This window comes from Litoreibacter meonggei, assembly GCF_003663885.1.
Classification (GTDB): Bacteria; Pseudomonadota; Alphaproteobacteria; order Rhodobacterales; family Rhodobacteraceae; genus Litoreibacter; species Litoreibacter meonggei.
Genome location: NZ_RCCE01000010.1, coordinates 1 through 16270 on the forward strand (window position 1 = coordinate 1; position 16270 = coordinate 16270).

The window sequence follows — 16270 nt, forward strand, 5'->3', positions numbered from 1 at the left end:
AAAGCGCCATCCCACCCAGTACTGGTGTATTGAGCGCGCGATCTAGCTTTTCAATTTGCGCCACGCGCAGAAGTAAAAAACCGGCAACGCAAACGACCCCCGCCACAACAGGGCGGAATTCTGCGCCATAGCCTTGCTGCCCGCGTCGCAGCCACAGGCCCGCTCCGAGGCACAGCAAGATCAGCACGCCCAAGGCCGCCAGTTTCACAACGTAGCGCGCCTCGTACCAACCTTGCAGCCGCGCCGCACAGCGCGCGGTCGCAAACAATAGCGATTGCAAGTCCAGCTCTTTGTTGATGGCCAGCGCACCCAACAGAAGTGCTAGAAACAGCCAGACACGTCGTTCCTGCATGTGGTTTTGCGCCGGCAAAAGCATACTTAAAGCAGCCAGACAGCTTGCCAAATACAGCGCGGCAATGGCCCAACCCAAAATACTGGGATCTCCGACAACAAGCTGCCAGCCATCCCCCTTCCCCCCTGGTGCGGCGGCTCCTCCGCGGACACATGCTATGAGTTTTTCCACGGCAGTTACCCCGCCTTCTTGCCCACCCAGCCCAAGAACGCCCGATCAGCGGAGCGCAATTTGGGGCGGCCGGAACTGGCCCACCAGTCACGCCACTCCGCCTCTAATGCGTAAACATCCGCGCCGGGCAGAAGACGACGGGCGTCTTCCAGCGCATCGGCACTGAGATGAGGGCCGGTTCCGGGCTCGATCACCGCACTGCGCGGGGTGATGCGGATGATGTCACCGGGCTCCTCGACCAGCGTGTAATCCGGCATTCCATCCGCCTTGATGATCTCGCGGACCATCGCACGGAACACACGGCGCGGGGATGCAGAGCCGGTTTTCTTCAATAGCGTTTCTACCGAGACCTGCCAGCTGGGTTGTCGGCCGCAATGTTTGCGCGCCAATTCGTATAACCGCCGCTCCAGCGGTTTGCGCAACGAGAAGTAGTCGCGGCTGAGCGTCAGCACCGATTTGGAACACACCGCCTGAAACAGCCAGTCCGACAGCGTGATACTCACCGACACCATCCGGCCCGCTCTGGTCTTGCGCACGATTTCCCAGCTTTCGATCAGCCCGAAGCCCGATGTAACTTCCCGATCACCGGTGACGATATTGGTGGTGATGCGGGTGCCCGCCAGCCGCTCGAACGCGTCACGCAAGCGGCGGTAGCTGTCACCAGAAGTTTCGCGCTGTGTGGCCAGCAACAAATCATGGGCGGTCAGGGTCAAGGTCCGGCTGACCGCACGGCCCGCATTGATCGCCGCCATCAGCTGAGAGATGCAGAAAATCAGAATATCCGCGTCAAAGATCGTGGCACGCCCTTTGACCGACGGGGTCACAGTGATTTCAGAGTTATTGTGCGAATAGCTCAGGATGCGACGGTCCGGTCTTGTGGATAGCGAAAAGATCGGATGCTCCATCGAGGCCAAATCATGCTTGGGCACTGCACCCATAAAATCGCATACGAAAAAATCGCGCGTCTGGCTGGGCACTCCGCCCGCACCAGACATTGGTGCTGCTGCACTCATGTCACCGTCCTGCTCTCAATGCCCGGGCCTTTTGACCTCAGGCGCGATCCCCCTCGTTTGGTCCGCGTTTATGCGGCGGGAGGATTCGTTGTTTCATTGACACCCACATTAGTTATCCACAGGGGTCCGGTCCAGCCTCTGCTATCGGGGGATCGGAGTCGGATGAACGTGGGATCAGAGTCGCTTTATCGTGGGTTCAGAGTCGGGCAGCCTTAAAGGAATGGCAGAATAGCCTTTATTTATAAGCGCCTGAGGAAACGCGGCAAAGCCCGTAACGTATATATAACTAGATTCATAACAGGTATTTTTTTCTTTTCCTTCCCTGCCAGTTCAGTGCAAACTGGCAAAAGACGGGATTTTGCTAAGAAAACTTAAAGAAAAGCAGAACAACCTGCGCTCCTTCTTCCCATGTCACAGCTTTTGTGTTACTTGAGCCTAAACGTGTCACATAAGACGCGATGGATCATAAAACAAAGAGGTTGCGTCATGAGCAGTGACAGCCTGCCACCGTATTTCAACATCTCGCCCGACGAGGCGCTGAGCCAGCTTGAGCCTCCTATGGGGACAAACGGTTTTGAAGCAATAGCACAAGCCTGCCAGCAAGGGCGCACCGATCTGACCGGTCGGGGCCTCAGCGAAGGCGGCGGCAAAATGCTGCGCCAGTTCTCGACATGGGAAATCACCAAATATCTGATCCCCGTGGCCCCTGCCCATTTCCGGAGGGTCCTCCGCAGCAACCCGGATCTGCCTCAGGGGCGCTCGGAGACCGATGGCGGGGCCAAGTGGTTCACATTGGACGAGGTGCTGCGTCTGCGCGCCCATTTCGCCGCTGAGGGCTCGAAATCGAAGGACTACCTGCCCTACCGGCCCAAAGGCCAGCCTGCCAAGATCGTGGCGGTGGCCAATTTCAAGGGCGGTGTGGGTAAAACCTCCACCTGTGCGCATCTGGCGATGTCTGCGGCGCTGGACGGCTATAAGGTGCTGGTCATCGACCTTGATAGCCAAGGCTCGATGACCTCGATTTTTGGCGGCAAGGTCGAAGACGAATGGACCACTGTCTTCCCCCTGCTTGCCCGTCACTACGCCACGACCCTACAGGCCGACAATCAACGCCGCCTTGATCGCGGTGAGGCCCCGATTGCGCTGGAAGAGACTCTATCCGAGGCCCTTGATGTCAAAACAAAGGATGTCATCCAATCCACCCATTGGCCCAATATCGACCTGATCGGCGCGCAGCTGAACCTGTATTGGTCCGAGTTCCAGATCCCCGTCTGGCGCATGCAGTCGCGTGGCTGGAAGCTCTGGGATGCGCTGACGGACGTGCTGGAAGCAGACGGCGTGCTGGACGAATATGATCTGGTTTTCCTCGATACCCCCCCTGCCCTCGGCTATCTGACGATCAATGGACTGTCGGCGGCGGATATTCTGCTGGTGCCGCTGGGCGCGTCGTTTTTGGAATTTGATAGCACGGGGCGGTTCTTCGACATGCTGCATTCCACCTTTCATTCGATTGAAGAAGGCGAGAACGTCGCGGCGCGCGCGCTCGGGCGGCCTGAAATGGCGTTTGAATGGGATGCCGTGCGGGCGGTGATCACACGATATGACGGCGCCCAACAGGCCGAGATGGCGGGATTGATCCAGGCCTATCTGGGGCGCACCTTGCAGCCCTACAGGCAGGATTTCACCGCACTGATCGGGCAGGCCGGTGAAAGCGTAAACGGTATCTACGAGGCGGATTACCGCGACTTCAATCGCGAAACCTATGCCCGTGGGCGCGCCACCTTCGACGAGACATATGCCGCATTCAAGACTCTATTGCTGGGGATTTGGCGGCGTGACGAGCTGGAGACAGCCAAGGCGGCCGAGTGATGCGCGCGCAGGGCTCACAGGTTGCTAACCGTGTCGGGATATCTCCGGCGGACATTTCCAAAAGGAGCGCCCCATGGCCAAACGCAAACGTCTGACCCCCGCGGCTCTGACCGAGAGCACCCCCTCCCTCGCGTCCTCGGCCGCGCTGGAGACCAAGGCGCATTATCCGTTGGGTGTCGCCCCGAGTGGTGTAACCCGTGCCCCTATCGCGCAGGTGGCAGGGGACACGGCGGCCCACGCGGCGTTGGAGGAGCTGGCGACGGCGCTGGAAACGGCGCGGGTGTCAGGACGGCTGGTACAAGACATTGCGTTGGACGACATCAAGGCGGACCATCTTTTGCGGGACCGTATGGGTGTTGATACGCAGGAAATGGATGCGTTGAAAACCAGCCTGCTGGCGCGCGGACAGCAAACCCCGATCGAGGTGATCGCGCTTGAGGGCGGTGGCTACGGGTTGATCTCGGGCTGGCGGCGGCTGTCTGCTTTTGCCGCGCTGCATGCAGAGACGGGGGAAAGTCGATTTGCCAAAATTCAGGCTCTAATCAAGCCGATTACGTCTGTGACCGACAGCTATGTCGCCATGGTCGAAGAGAACGAAATTCGCTCCAATCTGTCTTTCTACGAACGGGCGCGGCTTGCCAGCGAGGCGGCGCGTCTTGGGGTCTACCCCGATAGCATGGAAGCCGTACGCGCATTGTTTGCCTCTGGCAGTCGGGCGCGGCGGTCCAAGATCAATTCCTTTGTCAGACTGCACGAGGGGCTCGGTAGCCAGCTGTCCTTCCCGGCCCATATCCCGGAGCGGTTGGGCCTCGCGCTGGTCAAGGCGCTGGACGCGGATGCGGGTTTTGCCGCACGGGTGGACGACGCGTTGCAGCAGGCGGGCAGCGCTGATCCGGATGCCGAGCGCGCGGTGTTGGAGCAGGTGTTGCGTAAGGGCGGTGCCGCCAAGCCGGCCAAACCTGCCCCTGTCGAAGTCGCCCCCGGTGTTGCGTTAAGCGCCCGCTCCGGTCGGCTTGTCCTGTCAGGACGGGGTGTGACTGACGCGTTGGAGCAAGACCTGATCCGTTGGCTCGGCACGCGCTAATGTTTCGCGTGCGAAACCGATATTGTTAAGTCATTGAAAAATTTATAAATTTTCTAAGCACTTTTGCCGGACGCACTTATACGTGGCGAGTCTGCCCATCTATAGAGTCTGTTTCGCGCGCGAAACGCTGCGCCCTCGCCTCGCCTTGTGGAATGAGTTATCAGGGAGCGTAACCGCCCCGTTTCGCCAACCAATACGAGTGCCGATTTGCCCGACACAGATTTACCCGACGACACGCCTTACAGCCGCTATCGCGCAACGCGTTTTTTCGGGTCCCTGAACGGGCTGCGCTTCGTGTGTATCATCGCCGTGATGTGGCACCACAGCCCTGTGCGCGGGGCTTGGCCGGACGCACCGTTGGCGTTGCTGCGTGGCTTTGTGGGCGTGGATTTTTTCTTCGTCCTGAGCGGGTTTCTGATCACCACATTGCTGCTGCGTGAAGAAGACCGCGAAGGCCGTTTTTCGCTGCGCGGGTTCTACTGGCGGCGGATCCTGCGCATCGTTCCGGTTTATTTTTTCGTCGTCACGGTGGTCTCGGCTTATTTCATCCTCGTGAAAGGGCAGGGCGCCTTGGTGCCATTGGTGCCGTATTACTACCTGTTCCTGTCCAACATGCTGGTTGAGGACATCCCGTTGCTGACGATCACATGGTCGCTGGCGGTAGAAGAGCAATATTACATGATCTGGCCGCTATTGCTGTTGCTGGTGCCCGCACGTGCTGGACGGGGCAGGGCGCGGATCTGGATGTTGCTGGGGCTGATCGCGGGGTGCATTGCCGTTGCCACCGGAATGATCGGGCAGGGCGGCGGGCTGCGCACCGAGCACGCGCTGTGGCGGCTTCCGGCTACGGGGTACAGCGCCATTCTGATTGGCGCGCTTTTGGCTGTGGTGCTGCATATGCCTAGCGGGTTTGCAGGGCTTTACCGACTGCTGGGCCATCGCGTCGCCCCTGTGGTGCTGTTTGTGGCGCTTGGGGCCGTGTTGCAGTTTATTCCGGGGATGCTGGAAGGGTGGCCAAATGTTGTGATGCACAGCGTGATGGCGCTGTGTCTGGCCTCGATCGTGCTGCGTGAGGATCACCTGTTGGCAGGCGTATTCTCATGGCGCCTTCCTGCGCGGATCGGCGAGATCAGCTACGGGCTTTACCTGTATCACATGATCGGGCGGCATTTCGGCGTCGAAATAGGCGCGCGGCTGGGGCTTCCGTCTGCGCTGGAGCCATGGGCGCAAACGCTTTTGTTTGCCGTGATCTCGATCCTCATTGCCGAAGTGAGCTTCCGCAGCCTCGAAGCGGCTTTCCTGCGCCTCAAGGGGCGCAGCAGACCCATTGGCGAGGGGGAAGGGGCGTCACGCCCCTCCTGAGGTCTTATATAGGCTCTGGGAGCTTGTTTAGAGAATGAAGCTATCTGCCATGCCGTCCAGAGGGTCATCTTCGGGCGCATCTTCTGCAAATGTGCCGTGACCGCTGGTCAGAGCCGCCCACAGGTCGTCATTGGCCTGCGCGTTGGTCTCATCGCCTGCCACCACTGTACTGACAGCACCGGTGCCTGTGCCGGCTGCGCTGAGCGTCAGGGTGACGGTGTCAGCGTCATAATCATACCAGACCTTGGCGTCTTGTGTGTTGCCTAGCCCGGTGATGACGATCTCGTCAAAGCTGCCGATGATGTCGTCGACGGTGATCAGTGTCTCGCTGATGGCGATCCCGCCGGCCAAGGCCGAAACGTCGATATGCAGGTCGGCATTGCCCAGATTGACACCGGATTGAATGCCAGAGCCGTCTTTCGGGGTGTCGAAATGGCCGCTGTAGAATTCACTGACCTGACCCAGGCCATCTTGATCCGCGATGTAGGACAAGGTCGAGTTATCGTTCAGCAGCAGCACACCAGTGCCGCCTTCCTCGCCATCAAAGCCGACTTTACTGTCATCACCGTCGATGGTGAGGCTGCTATTTGCGTCCACGGCGAATATGTCATCGTCGGTGCCCAGAAGAACCTGCGCATTATCGGTGATGTTTACCTCGACCGTGCCATCAACCAGCCCGGTGTTGGCAAACCGGCCACCATCGACGTTGATTTTCAGAAGGTCGTCGTCGCCATAGCCGCTCAGCCAGATCTGACCTGCGCCGTCGATATCAAGCGCGCCGCCGGTGTCACCGACATTCAGGTCGCCGTCGACCTCCAGATACCCATGGGTGACGTTGAGCTTGCCGCCCTCGCCCAGATCGAGGTTTTCGATCGTCGTGGTGCCACCGTAATTGACCCAGTTTCCGCCCAAATCGACACTATCATTGGCTGCCGGACCTTCGTCAGACCCTGGCAGATAGCCGCTATCCCAGTTCAGGCTGTTGTCCCACCGCACCCCGTCGCCCAGATGATTGGGAACAAAGCGCAAGGAGCCCGCATCTTCGCGCAGGTCGACTTCAATGCCGAAGCCTTTCTGGAAGAAGGCAATGATCAGGTCGGCATCGACGACATCGGCAAGTGCGCCATCGGCCTGCGCCCGCAGGTGCTCTGCGAGGTCAGCAATGGTGGCGTCAGGATCGCCCAGCAGGTCGGCTGCGAAGTTCTGGATGGTGGTGGCGTCAAGGACCGAGGTGTTCAGACCGTCGATATTCTGGTCAAACTGGTCTTGCTTGTCTACGTTGCGCCCGCCGACCCAATTGTAGATGATCGTGTCGTTATAAAGGGGCGCTTCTTGCAGGTTTAGAGCCTGATGGCCGGTATATTTTCCGGCCAGATCGGCAGGATCATTGGGGTCTGCAAGATGGGTGATAATGTTGTTGATCAGTGTCGCATCCGCAGCTTTGCTAACGGCACCGATGGTCAATCCGCCTTTCGGGCCCACAGTGACTTCTTTATGCGCACCGGATGTGACGACATTGTCCATGAAGAGTGTGTAATTGCCTTGGTTGACGCCGTCTTCGACGGTCCCGCCCAAGAAATTTACACCGGCGTTATTGTCCAAGAAGACGTTGTTTTCGATGAATCCGCCAGAGCGGACCTGCGCCCCGAATGAGGCCCCGCGCGCGGTGATCGTGTCGCGCAGCGTAACATCGGAGTTGCCATAATTGAGGTAGATATTATGGCTATAAAGGCTGGGAGGCATGCCGCCGCTGAGAGACAAATCTGCCTCATAGTCATCTGCCCAGGCATTATGGTCCAGATACAGGTCTTCGAGCAGCATCCCGTGATTGTTGTTGCCGTAAATCCCGGTCATGCGGTTGACATGCGGGGACCAGATTGTTGCATTGAGCTCGTTTGGAACCTCGTGCACGACGTCGGTCACATCGGCATTGCGGAAAGTAATGTTCTCGATGTTTTGGAACACAGCTTCTTCGCCGGTGATGCTGATATCGTCAAATGCGATGTTCTCACCGCGCAGGAAACGGATGCCGCCAGTGAACTCAATGCCTTGAAAAACAACGTTTTCATAGCCGTCTTGAGCCAAATTCATTGGTGAGGAGATGATCGGTTGCTCGCCGTTTCCATAAGATCCGACATAGATCGGGTTCAATTCACTTTCGCCTGTCGTCCCCCGGTCAAGGATGGGGCCCATTTCGCTATACTCGTGGCCGGCTTCGAACAGCAGCCAGTGCGAGGAGGGCTCAGTGCCGGTGCCGGTCAGTTGCGACCACAGCATTCTGCCTGCATCTTCGGCCAGCGCCATATCGGGATCGGCGCCGTATTCGGAATGGGATTCAAACCACTTCCCGTTGATTTCAGAGACGTTGATACCCTCGAGATTGGCAATGTCTTGAAGACTCAGCGCGTCGTTATCGCCCGAGATGTGGACTTTGACGTGATTGAAGCCATGCTCGACGACCAGATTGTTGTCCTGATCGGTTTGGAGCATGTAAAACTCGCCCATGCCCCAGCCGCCAGCCTGACTGCCCGCAGAGACGTCGACACCGGCATCATAGATCGTGCTGGTGCCGTCTGCGTAGGTGGCTTCAAAGCTGAAGGACAGATCTGTGGTGTCGGACGTTCCCGTAAGCACGAGGGCGAGGGTGTTGTCTGGATTGACTGTCACATTGCCATAGTCCGGGCCGGAGATGATTTTCACTCCAACAAGATTTTCGGCGTTGTCGATTTCGAGCGTTGTCACGCGTCCTGCGGTCGCAGTGGCGTTGAACGAGCCAAGGGTCGGGGGACCGGAAGGCTCCACGACAACAGGGTCGGTCGGGGGCTCTGGATCAGGTGTCGGATCCACGACGACCGGTGGGACAACAGGGTCGGGTGTTGGTTCTACGACGACAACGGGGTCCGGCTCGGGGGCCGGTTCGGGAGTAGGCTCTACAACGACGACAGGCGTTGTAGGGGTCGGCTGTGGAACCACAACAGGGTCAGGGTTTGTTACGGGTTCTACGACGACATCAGCCTCGGGATCCGGTGTGACCACGGTCTCGGGGTCTGACGGAGAGGTTCCTGGTTGAGCCGGGGCAGCAGGCGTCGCAGCCTTGCTTCCACCACCGCCGCCACCAGCCATGCCAGCGAGAGCGCCTAAGAGTGCGAGAATTGCAGCCAGCATCTTAACACGAGCCCAGATGATGGGCCGCGCAGGCGGATTTCGTTTGGTACTCATGTATCCCCAGACAAATGGTACGTGCTTGCAGGGCCTGGCCCACAACAAGGTTTCTAAATTCCATTTATACGTTATCCGCTTTTTCATTCCAGCACAGTCGTGAACAATCCATCACCTGCTTCCGTGTCGGTTTATGGTTAATAGGGTGTCCGCAGGCTGATTTTTTCGAGGCAGGAATGTGGCGTTCCTTTTGGGTTTTTTTGCTGATTTGAGGGGCCGGAAGTGCGGCATCTGTCGATGCGAAACAACCCTGCGCGCCAAGCCTGTATGGACCCGCTCGGCGAATTTCCTCGCGCGGGGTGGCGAAGTTCCGCACGCAGCGGGCTTGCCTTAATCTGGCAAGGGGAGGGGACGGGTTAAAAAAAGTAGGGAAAACCCGACCCAAATCAGTGTTTCTGATTTGGAAATGATCGAGGGTCCTGAGGGTGAATCTCGTGAGGTTTCAAGGCGCTGATGTGGCAATCCACATGTTGAGCCGTCTCGAAATCATGTGCCCGAACCGCGGCGCGCGACCTTTACCGCGTGTCGCGATCCTTGTGGGAAGCCCCTGAGAGCGGGGCAGGGGCGTCATCGGCGCCATTCTGCCCGTCGGGTGACAGCATCTCGCTGGAATCCGCCGGTACTGCGCGCGGATCAATCAGCAGGGCAGCCACCCAACCGGCAAGGAAGCCGCCCAAATGGGTTTGCCAGGCCAAAAGCCCGTCCATGGCCCACCATAAGACCAGATTGAGCAGCACCAGTAGCCCCACCGCGCGCCACACCGGCCAGAGCCTGCGCGCGGTGATGAAGCGGTCGATATAGTTCCATGCCAGAATGCCGCCTATGAGCCCAAACAGCCCGCCCGACGCGCCAACCATGGGCTGCGTGGATTTGGCGAGCAGCCCAAACCCCAAGGCACCGCCCAGGACAGACGCGGTATAAAGAGCCACGAACCCCCATTGGCCAACCCTGTCCACGACCGCGCGGCCAAGGCTGAACAGGGTGAACATGTTGACCACAAGATGGGTCAGCCCCCCATGCAAAACAGCGTAGGTGAGAAACATGGTGTAGGGCTGTACTGCGTAATTCGGGGTCCAGCGGCCCAAAAGCCCTGGCCAGAAGCCGGCATATTCATAAGCGCTTTGGCGCAATCGGGGCGCGGCGATCCATCCGGAGTCCCCCAAAAGCAGCACGGCCTCTACGGCGACGCAAATCACGATCAATCCATAGACCGGCCACATCCGCGCGATATCGGCCCGGTCGGGAAGGGAAGGGAGGTCGAGCTTCATGGCTGCATTCTCAGCCGTGCCTGACAGAAAGCCAAGAGGTCAGGGGCGGAAATCAAATGCCCTCTCAAGGCCGACAAACAGCGTTGACGTCTTGCGGTCGGCCTGCGTGTCACGCTTGGTCTTTGTATAAGTATAGCCCGACACCAACTCCCAGTCTCCGCCGACTTCGTAGCGATGTGACAGGTTCAGCCGCACCGAGGTCTGATCCTCGCCGCCTGCTGTCAAAGTATTTCGATCGGTAACTTGCAGCCCCGCTGTCAGGGAGCTTAGCGCGCTGAGTTCGCGCGCATAGGTGAGGCCGAGGCGGCTGTTGATGGTTGTCTCGTCGTCATCGTTTACACTAGAGGCCTGACTGACCGTCAGCTTCAGGGAAGACAGCTTGTCGAGCTCGTAATTGACGTTGAGATTGGCCAGCGGTTGCGCCGAGAGCCCATCGGTTTTGGTTACGCCAAGCGAATAGGCCATCGTGCCGCGCTTGAAGGTGGTTTGACGCCCGACAGTGGCTTGCCGGCGCTTGCCGTTGACAGTTTCTTCTTCGGAGAAATCGAAGGTCAGCTCGCCATTGGGCAATGTGCGGCTCAGGCCGAAGCTATAGCCAATGCCATCTGTGGTGGTGATCGTGCCCGCGTTATTGTCGGTTTCGATCTTGTCATGGGAGACTTCAGCCGTGGCGGTCAGGGTCGGGGTGATGTCATAACTGCCCCCGATGCCGACACGATCTGTCGTGCGGTCATTGGAGCCTACGGTTTCCGCATCAAGCTCTTTGTGGGAGGCGAAAACATTGACCGAGGCCACGGGGCTGATCTGGAAGGTCAGCCGCCCGTCGATCTGTTGGGTGGTGGTGTCGACCAGACCGGGATCGGTGGTTCCTGAGTAGTTTGTCTCGCCATAGAGCAGGTTCAGCTCCAGCTTTGTCGGGCCCTCGCGGCCGACCGTTAGCCCCGAGCGCAAGGCATAGGTCTCGCGACGCCCTGTGCCGGTCACGATCTCCTGCACAATCAGCCCGTTGTCGATAAAGGCGGTTTCATCCAGATCTGCGCGCCGGTAATCGGCGTCGAATGTCAGCTCCGAGTTGCGGCTTTGTAGCTTGTAGGCAAGCTCGACCCGCGGATCCTCGATCTGAAAGCGGTCCATGATGCCGACGTCGGAGAAGTTGTAGCTGAGCCCGGTATCGGCGCGAAAGGACAAGGTCTGGCTGCGGGTTTCCGATGTCAGGCTGACCCCAAGATCGGTACGCGAGATTGCGCCCTCGTCCTGGCGCGAGGTCACGCCGGTTTTATTCGTGTGCTGCAGCTTTTGGCCCAAGGTGAATTGCCCGCTCAAGCCTTCGGCGGCCCAAGACAGCCCGGAAGGCAGCGCCAGTGGCACTGCGATCAATACGCTTGCGAGTAGTGCCTGTTTTACGCCGTTTGCGGCGCTTTTTCTTTTTATTGTCACTGCGGCCCCCACGGGCTTTGGATTATTCGAACAGTCTGCGTTCGGGTACCAGGATCACGTCGCCATCCTGGAGATAGATTTCGTTGGCCAGACGCGCGCCTCTGGCGAGGGCGCGGTAATTGATAATGCTGGTTGTCTGCTGCCCGCTGGTATCGGTGCGGCGTAGCTGAACACGCTTGGTGGCGGCGAAGTTGGAAAACCCGCCGCTTTGCGCCATGGCTTGCAGGAAGGTCGTGCCTGGGGCCACCTTCTTGATGCCGGGGGCGCTGACTTCACCGGTGAAATAGATGTCGATTGTCGCCGGAGCAGCGGGGGCGCCGCCGCCAGAGGACCGAACGACCGGGCGCAGCGCGCTGACAGAAACAAAAACGGTTGGCTCACTGGCGAATTGCGGCGCGATGCCGGCCTTGATCGCCTGCTGGACCTGACCCACGGTGCGCCCGCTGGCTGTCACGGTGCCGGCATAGGGAAAGTCGACCGTGCCGCCGGGCAGAACCAGAAGCGAACGGTTCAGCTGGCTGTCTTCGAGTACCTCGACGGTGATCGTGTCGCCGGACTTGATGCGGTAATTGCTTTGTGCTTGCGCGGCGAACCCTAAGGTGAGCGCAAAGATCAAGCCCGTCAGGGCGGTCATCAACTGTTTCATATCAAACCTCATTCGGTAACGGCATTATGGTGCCGCAAGCGGACCTGATTATGCAAGTTATGTGCTGATTTTTACCAAACATAAAGTGCTCAGATGACTCTAGGGCGGCTAATGTGCCTGCCGGGCCACTCTGATTGTGGTCCGGCCTCTGGTTTTAGGCCCGGAAATCTCATTTCACGGGCATTATTGTGCCTCTAGCTCCGCAATTTTGGCGCGGGCGGCCTCGACCAGTGCTTCTGTGCCGAGCGGGCCGGCCGTGGTGATGGCCTTTTGCAGTTGGCGCAGGGCGTCTTCTTTCCGGTCAAGAGCCGCATAGACCATCCCCAGATGCACTTGTACCGAGACATCGTCTGGCAGTCCTTCGGCGGCAGGCTCAAGGTAGCTGCGGGCGGCCTCATGGTCGCCATCGAGGTGCTGGAGCCAGCCATAGGTGTCTTGGAACGCGGGCAGATCGCTGTCTTTGAGACGCCGCGCGATAACCTGTGCCCGTGCGATGCTGTCTGGATCATCGGCGCGGTAGGTGCTGAGCAGGCTGGCGAGGTTATTGGCGATCACCGGCGATCCGGAGAACCTTTTGTAAAGCTCCTCGTAAATGTCGATCGCCCCGCCAACGTCACCGGCGTTCTGCATGAAAGAGGCTTTGCCCCAAAGCAGGTCGGGGGCCCCGGGCACGGCTTCAAGCCCGTCGTCGATTGCGGCAATAGCGGCTGGCTGATCGCCCTTTGCGATATAGACGCGGGCCAACTGCAGCCAGACCGGTACAACTGTAGGATTGGCGTCCAGTACGGCCTTGAATTCGGTTTCTGCCGCCGTGTAATCGCGTACGGAGGCATAGGTCAGGGCCAGAGCGTTGCGCAATTGCAGGTTCTCGGGATCCTCTGCCACCAGCGATTTGGCGTATTCCAGCGCGGCATCGCCTTCGCCATTTTCCAGTCGCGCGCGCAGCAGGGCGAGTTTGGCTTGCGCCCCGGTGGCCCCTGACTCCTGCGAGAGACCTTCGAGATAGCCAAGGGCTTCCTCTACACCGGACTCGCGGGCCAGCAGCTCTATGTTGAGTGCGTTTGCGTTGCTTTGCGCGTTGTCAGTTTCTATTTTGCGCAGAGTATCAACCGCCTGTCTGGCACGCGGTACGTCGTCTATGGCAAGGTAAATCTGACCCAACGCGGTGAGCACATCGACATTCCCCGGCGTGATACGCAGCGCGTTGATCAGGACCGATTCCGCCTGTAGCGGCTTGTCCGCTTGATTGAGCGCCGCTGCATAGCGCAACGCTTGAAGCGGGGCACTGTTGGAGGCTTCGACTGCGAGGGACAGAAAGTTCAGCATCAACTCGGTGTTGCCGGCCCGCTTATAAGCTTCGGCCATCAGGGTCATAGCTTCGGCATCCTGGGGGGCCGCGTCGAGCGCGGTGCGCAGAGCGTTGATGGCTCCGTCTGTGTTGTCCTCACGGGTCAACCAGACCGCCTGCATTTTCAAGGCACCGACGGAATTGGGATCTTCGGCTAGAATTTCTTCGACCAGCTTGCGGCCACCAACCTCGTTGCCATCGGTCACCAGCATTTTGGCGAGGGCAACTTTGATATTCTGCTGTTCGGTTTTGCTCAGGGTAGAGGATTCTGCACTGAGGATGTCCTGCAACTCGGTGATGCCTTCGCTGCGCTTGCCGGTGTCGAAATTGATCGACGCGCGCAAGGTGCGTAGCGTGTCCTGACCGGGCTCTTTGGCCAGACCCGTTTCCAGTTCGGCCAAGGCGGCTTCTGTTCCTTGAGTGGCGAGCAGGAACTGGATCAGGCTGGTATATGTGCCGATCCGGGTCTTGTCATCGGGTGCTGAGGCCATGGTGTTGCGTAGGAAAGCTTCGGCCTCATCGGGCTTATCGCGGCTGATCAGGAAGCGCAGCAGGGTGCTTTTGACATTCGCGTCTTCCGGGAATTGCACCACCATGCGGCGCATTTCCTCTTCCATGGCGTCGGGCCGGTTCTGGCGCGCGAAGAGTTCTAGCTTGGCAGAGTAGAGCTTCAGCTCGTCAGGGTCGTTTTCGATGGATTTTTCCAGTTCCGACAAGGCTTTGTCGAACTTTTCCTGAGAGACATAGCCGTCGATCAGAATCTGGCGCAAAATTTCATTATCTGGCTGGTCAGGGGAAAGGGTTTCGGCTTGGGCCAGCAAGCTGTCGCGCAGTGCCGAGTCCTCTGCCAAAACCGCATTGCGGTATTGCACGCCTGTATTGATGGCTTGCACCGCCGGGTCATTGGGGGCGAGGCTGACGGCAACAGCGGAGTGGCGGTCAAATTCTTCCCAGTCACGTATCGCAAAGGACAGCTCGCTCAGCGCCATGCGCCCTTCGAGATCTTCGGGGTTCTTCTCGACCACGCTTAGGTAATTTCGGTAGGCGGCCTGAAAATTGCCGCGCTCTTTGAATATCTGCGCCATCTGGCGCCGCGCGTCAGTATTGTTTTTGGACAGTTTCAGCGTGTTGCGGAATTCGACCAATGCACGGTCAAAGTCACCCTCTGCGACCAGCTTGAGGCCGTTATCGTAATGCTCTGCAGCACGTTCTTCGGAGGATTTCCAACAGCCGGCGACGGCGAGACAAACCAATAAGGGCAGGACAGATTTTCTTAGGGAACCCAAACGCACGTGCGATACCTCATGTATTTAAAGCGATTGTGCTTTATTTTATCAGCCAAAGACACTTTGTCATCGACATGATGCATTTTGGGGCAAAACAATATGTTTGCCCCTTTTGAAATGCTAAGATGACGCAGTTTTCAGACTGAGATCAATACCCAGTGCCGCGAAGCACCACATTGAAGGTCCGCAAGATCACAACTGCGTCCGTGGCAAACGAGACCGACCGGTTATAAGCGTCGTCATGTTGCACGCGGTCACGGAAGTCGCATTCGTTGCGATCAGTGATCTGCCAGAACCCGGTTAATCCGGGGCGCAGCGCATAGTATCCATGGCCGTGATACATGCCTTTTTGCGATACCATCATCGGACGTGGTCCGACCAGCGACATGGAGCCAAACAGGACGTTAAGCAGCTGTGGCAGCTCGTCGATGGAGCATTTGCGCAAAACGCGACCAATAGTCGTGATACGCGGATCATTCTTCAGCTTCTGGGTGGCGTCCCATTCAGCTTTGGCCGCCGGATTGGTGGCCAGATATTGTTCGAGTTTGGAGCAGGCATTCGGCACCATCGTGCGCAGTTTGAGCATCCGGAATTCGCGGCCACCCTGGCCGATACGGCGTTGGGTATAGAATGGATTGCCGCCATCGAGCGCCACCAACAGTGCGGCTCCCAAAATCAGGACCAAGCTGATCGGCAGGGTGAGAACTACCAAAACGATATCAGCAACACGTTTGCCGGTATTGCGGTAAAACTGCGGGTTGTTGGTTATGCGCTGGCTTGGCAGCGTTCTTAGATGCGATGCCAGCTTGGCGTCGTATTCACCATCGTTAATATCAAAAGGCATATAAACTTCCGGCAGCAGTACCGGCCCCTAAACTAAATACATTTGGCATCAATGTGCCAATTTACACACGGTCGCGTGAGCAGATATCGCCTAGCGACAATTAATATAAATATATTGATACCGGCTAATTTGCGAGTCTTTCTTTGATGAAACGCCAGTATTTATGGGAGCATACGCCTGTTTTATAGGCATCCGGCCTGAATTAGGCGCGTCATCACACTGAGATTTACATAGGTTGGGCAGGACAATCTTCAAAAAAGTCGGGTTTTGTTAACGAATTTCTAAGATTTCCGTCCATTTCAGGTCCGAGCACTCTCGAATCGACGTCAAAATGCTCTTGTAGTCAGTGTTTGCCGCATTAGGACGGCAGT

At 58.1% G+C, this 16270-nt stretch carries 10 protein-coding genes and 1 pseudogene; 3 read left to right on the forward strand and 8 right to left on the reverse strand.

Annotated features, from left to right (window positions below):
* Together BCF46_RS19035 and BCF46_RS19040 are read right to left on the reverse strand one after the other, a co-directional pair.
* Positions 1-352, reverse strand: a pseudogene (locus BCF46_RS19035) (hypothetical protein); the annotation flags it as partial.
* 176 nt (positions 353-528) lie between these two features.
* The gene (locus tag BCF46_RS19040) at positions 529-1536 is read right to left on the reverse strand and encodes a replication initiator protein A (protein ID WP_245990287.1); all 1008 of its coding nucleotides are present in this window, start codon (positions 1534-1536) and stop codon (positions 529-531) included.
* A gap of 486 nt (positions 1537-2022) precedes the next feature.
* Here BCF46_RS19040 and BCF46_RS19045 point away from each other — a divergent pair, with 486 nt between their 5' ends.
* From BCF46_RS19045 to BCF46_RS19055, 3 genes are all read left to right on the forward strand, one after another.
* Entirely contained in the window at positions 2023-3405 is a 1383-nt protein-coding gene (locus tag BCF46_RS19045) for an AAA family ATPase (RefSeq protein WP_121028258.1), read from the forward strand.
* A gap of 73 nt (positions 3406-3478) precedes the next feature.
* Complete coding sequence (locus BCF46_RS19050; RefSeq protein WP_121028260.1) at positions 3479-4489, forward strand: ParB/RepB/Spo0J family partition protein; 1011 nt, start codon at positions 3479-3481, stop codon at positions 4487-4489.
* A gap of 207 nt (positions 4490-4696) precedes the next feature.
* Complete coding sequence (locus BCF46_RS19055; RefSeq protein ID WP_121028262.1) at positions 4697-5851, forward strand: acyltransferase family protein; 1155 nt, start codon at positions 4697-4699, stop codon at positions 5849-5851.
* A 27-nt stretch (positions 5852-5878) separates the two neighbouring features.
* Here the strand turns inward: BCF46_RS19055 and BCF46_RS19060 are convergent, their stop codons facing one another.
* The 6 genes from BCF46_RS19060 to BCF46_RS19085 form a co-directional block, all read right to left on the reverse strand.
* Positions 5879-9070 carry a hypothetical protein gene (locus BCF46_RS19060; RefSeq protein ID WP_147436028.1) on the reverse strand — a complete coding sequence of 1064 codons (3192 nt, stop codon included), beginning with the start codon at positions 9068-9070 and terminating at the stop codon, positions 5879-5881.
* Between the two features lie 515 nt (positions 9071-9585).
* Entirely contained in the window at positions 9586-10338 is a 753-nt protein-coding gene (locus tag BCF46_RS19065; protein ID WP_121028266.1) for a rhomboid family intramembrane serine protease, read from the reverse strand.
* A gap of 39 nt (positions 10339-10377) precedes the next feature.
* Positions 10378-11775, reverse strand: a complete 1398-nt coding sequence (locus BCF46_RS19070; RefSeq protein WP_121028268.1) for a TonB-dependent receptor — start codon at positions 11773-11775, stop codon at positions 10378-10380.
* 22 nt (positions 11776-11797) lie between these two features.
* On the reverse strand, positions 11798-12421 hold the full coding sequence (locus tag BCF46_RS19075; RefSeq protein WP_121028270.1) for a polysaccharide biosynthesis/export family protein: 624 nt from the start codon (positions 12419-12421) through the stop codon (positions 11798-11800).
* Between the two features lie 183 nt (positions 12422-12604).
* Positions 12605-15061, reverse strand: a complete 2457-nt coding sequence (locus tag BCF46_RS19080) for a tetratricopeptide repeat protein (RefSeq protein WP_121028272.1) — start codon at positions 15059-15061, stop codon at positions 12605-12607.
* Positions 15062-15203: 142 nt separating this feature from the next.
* Positions 15204-15899: a sugar transferase gene (locus BCF46_RS19085; RefSeq protein WP_121028274.1), complete on the reverse strand. Its 696-nt coding sequence runs from the start codon at positions 15897-15899 to the stop codon at positions 15204-15206.
* Positions 15900-16270: the final 371 nt, after the last annotated feature.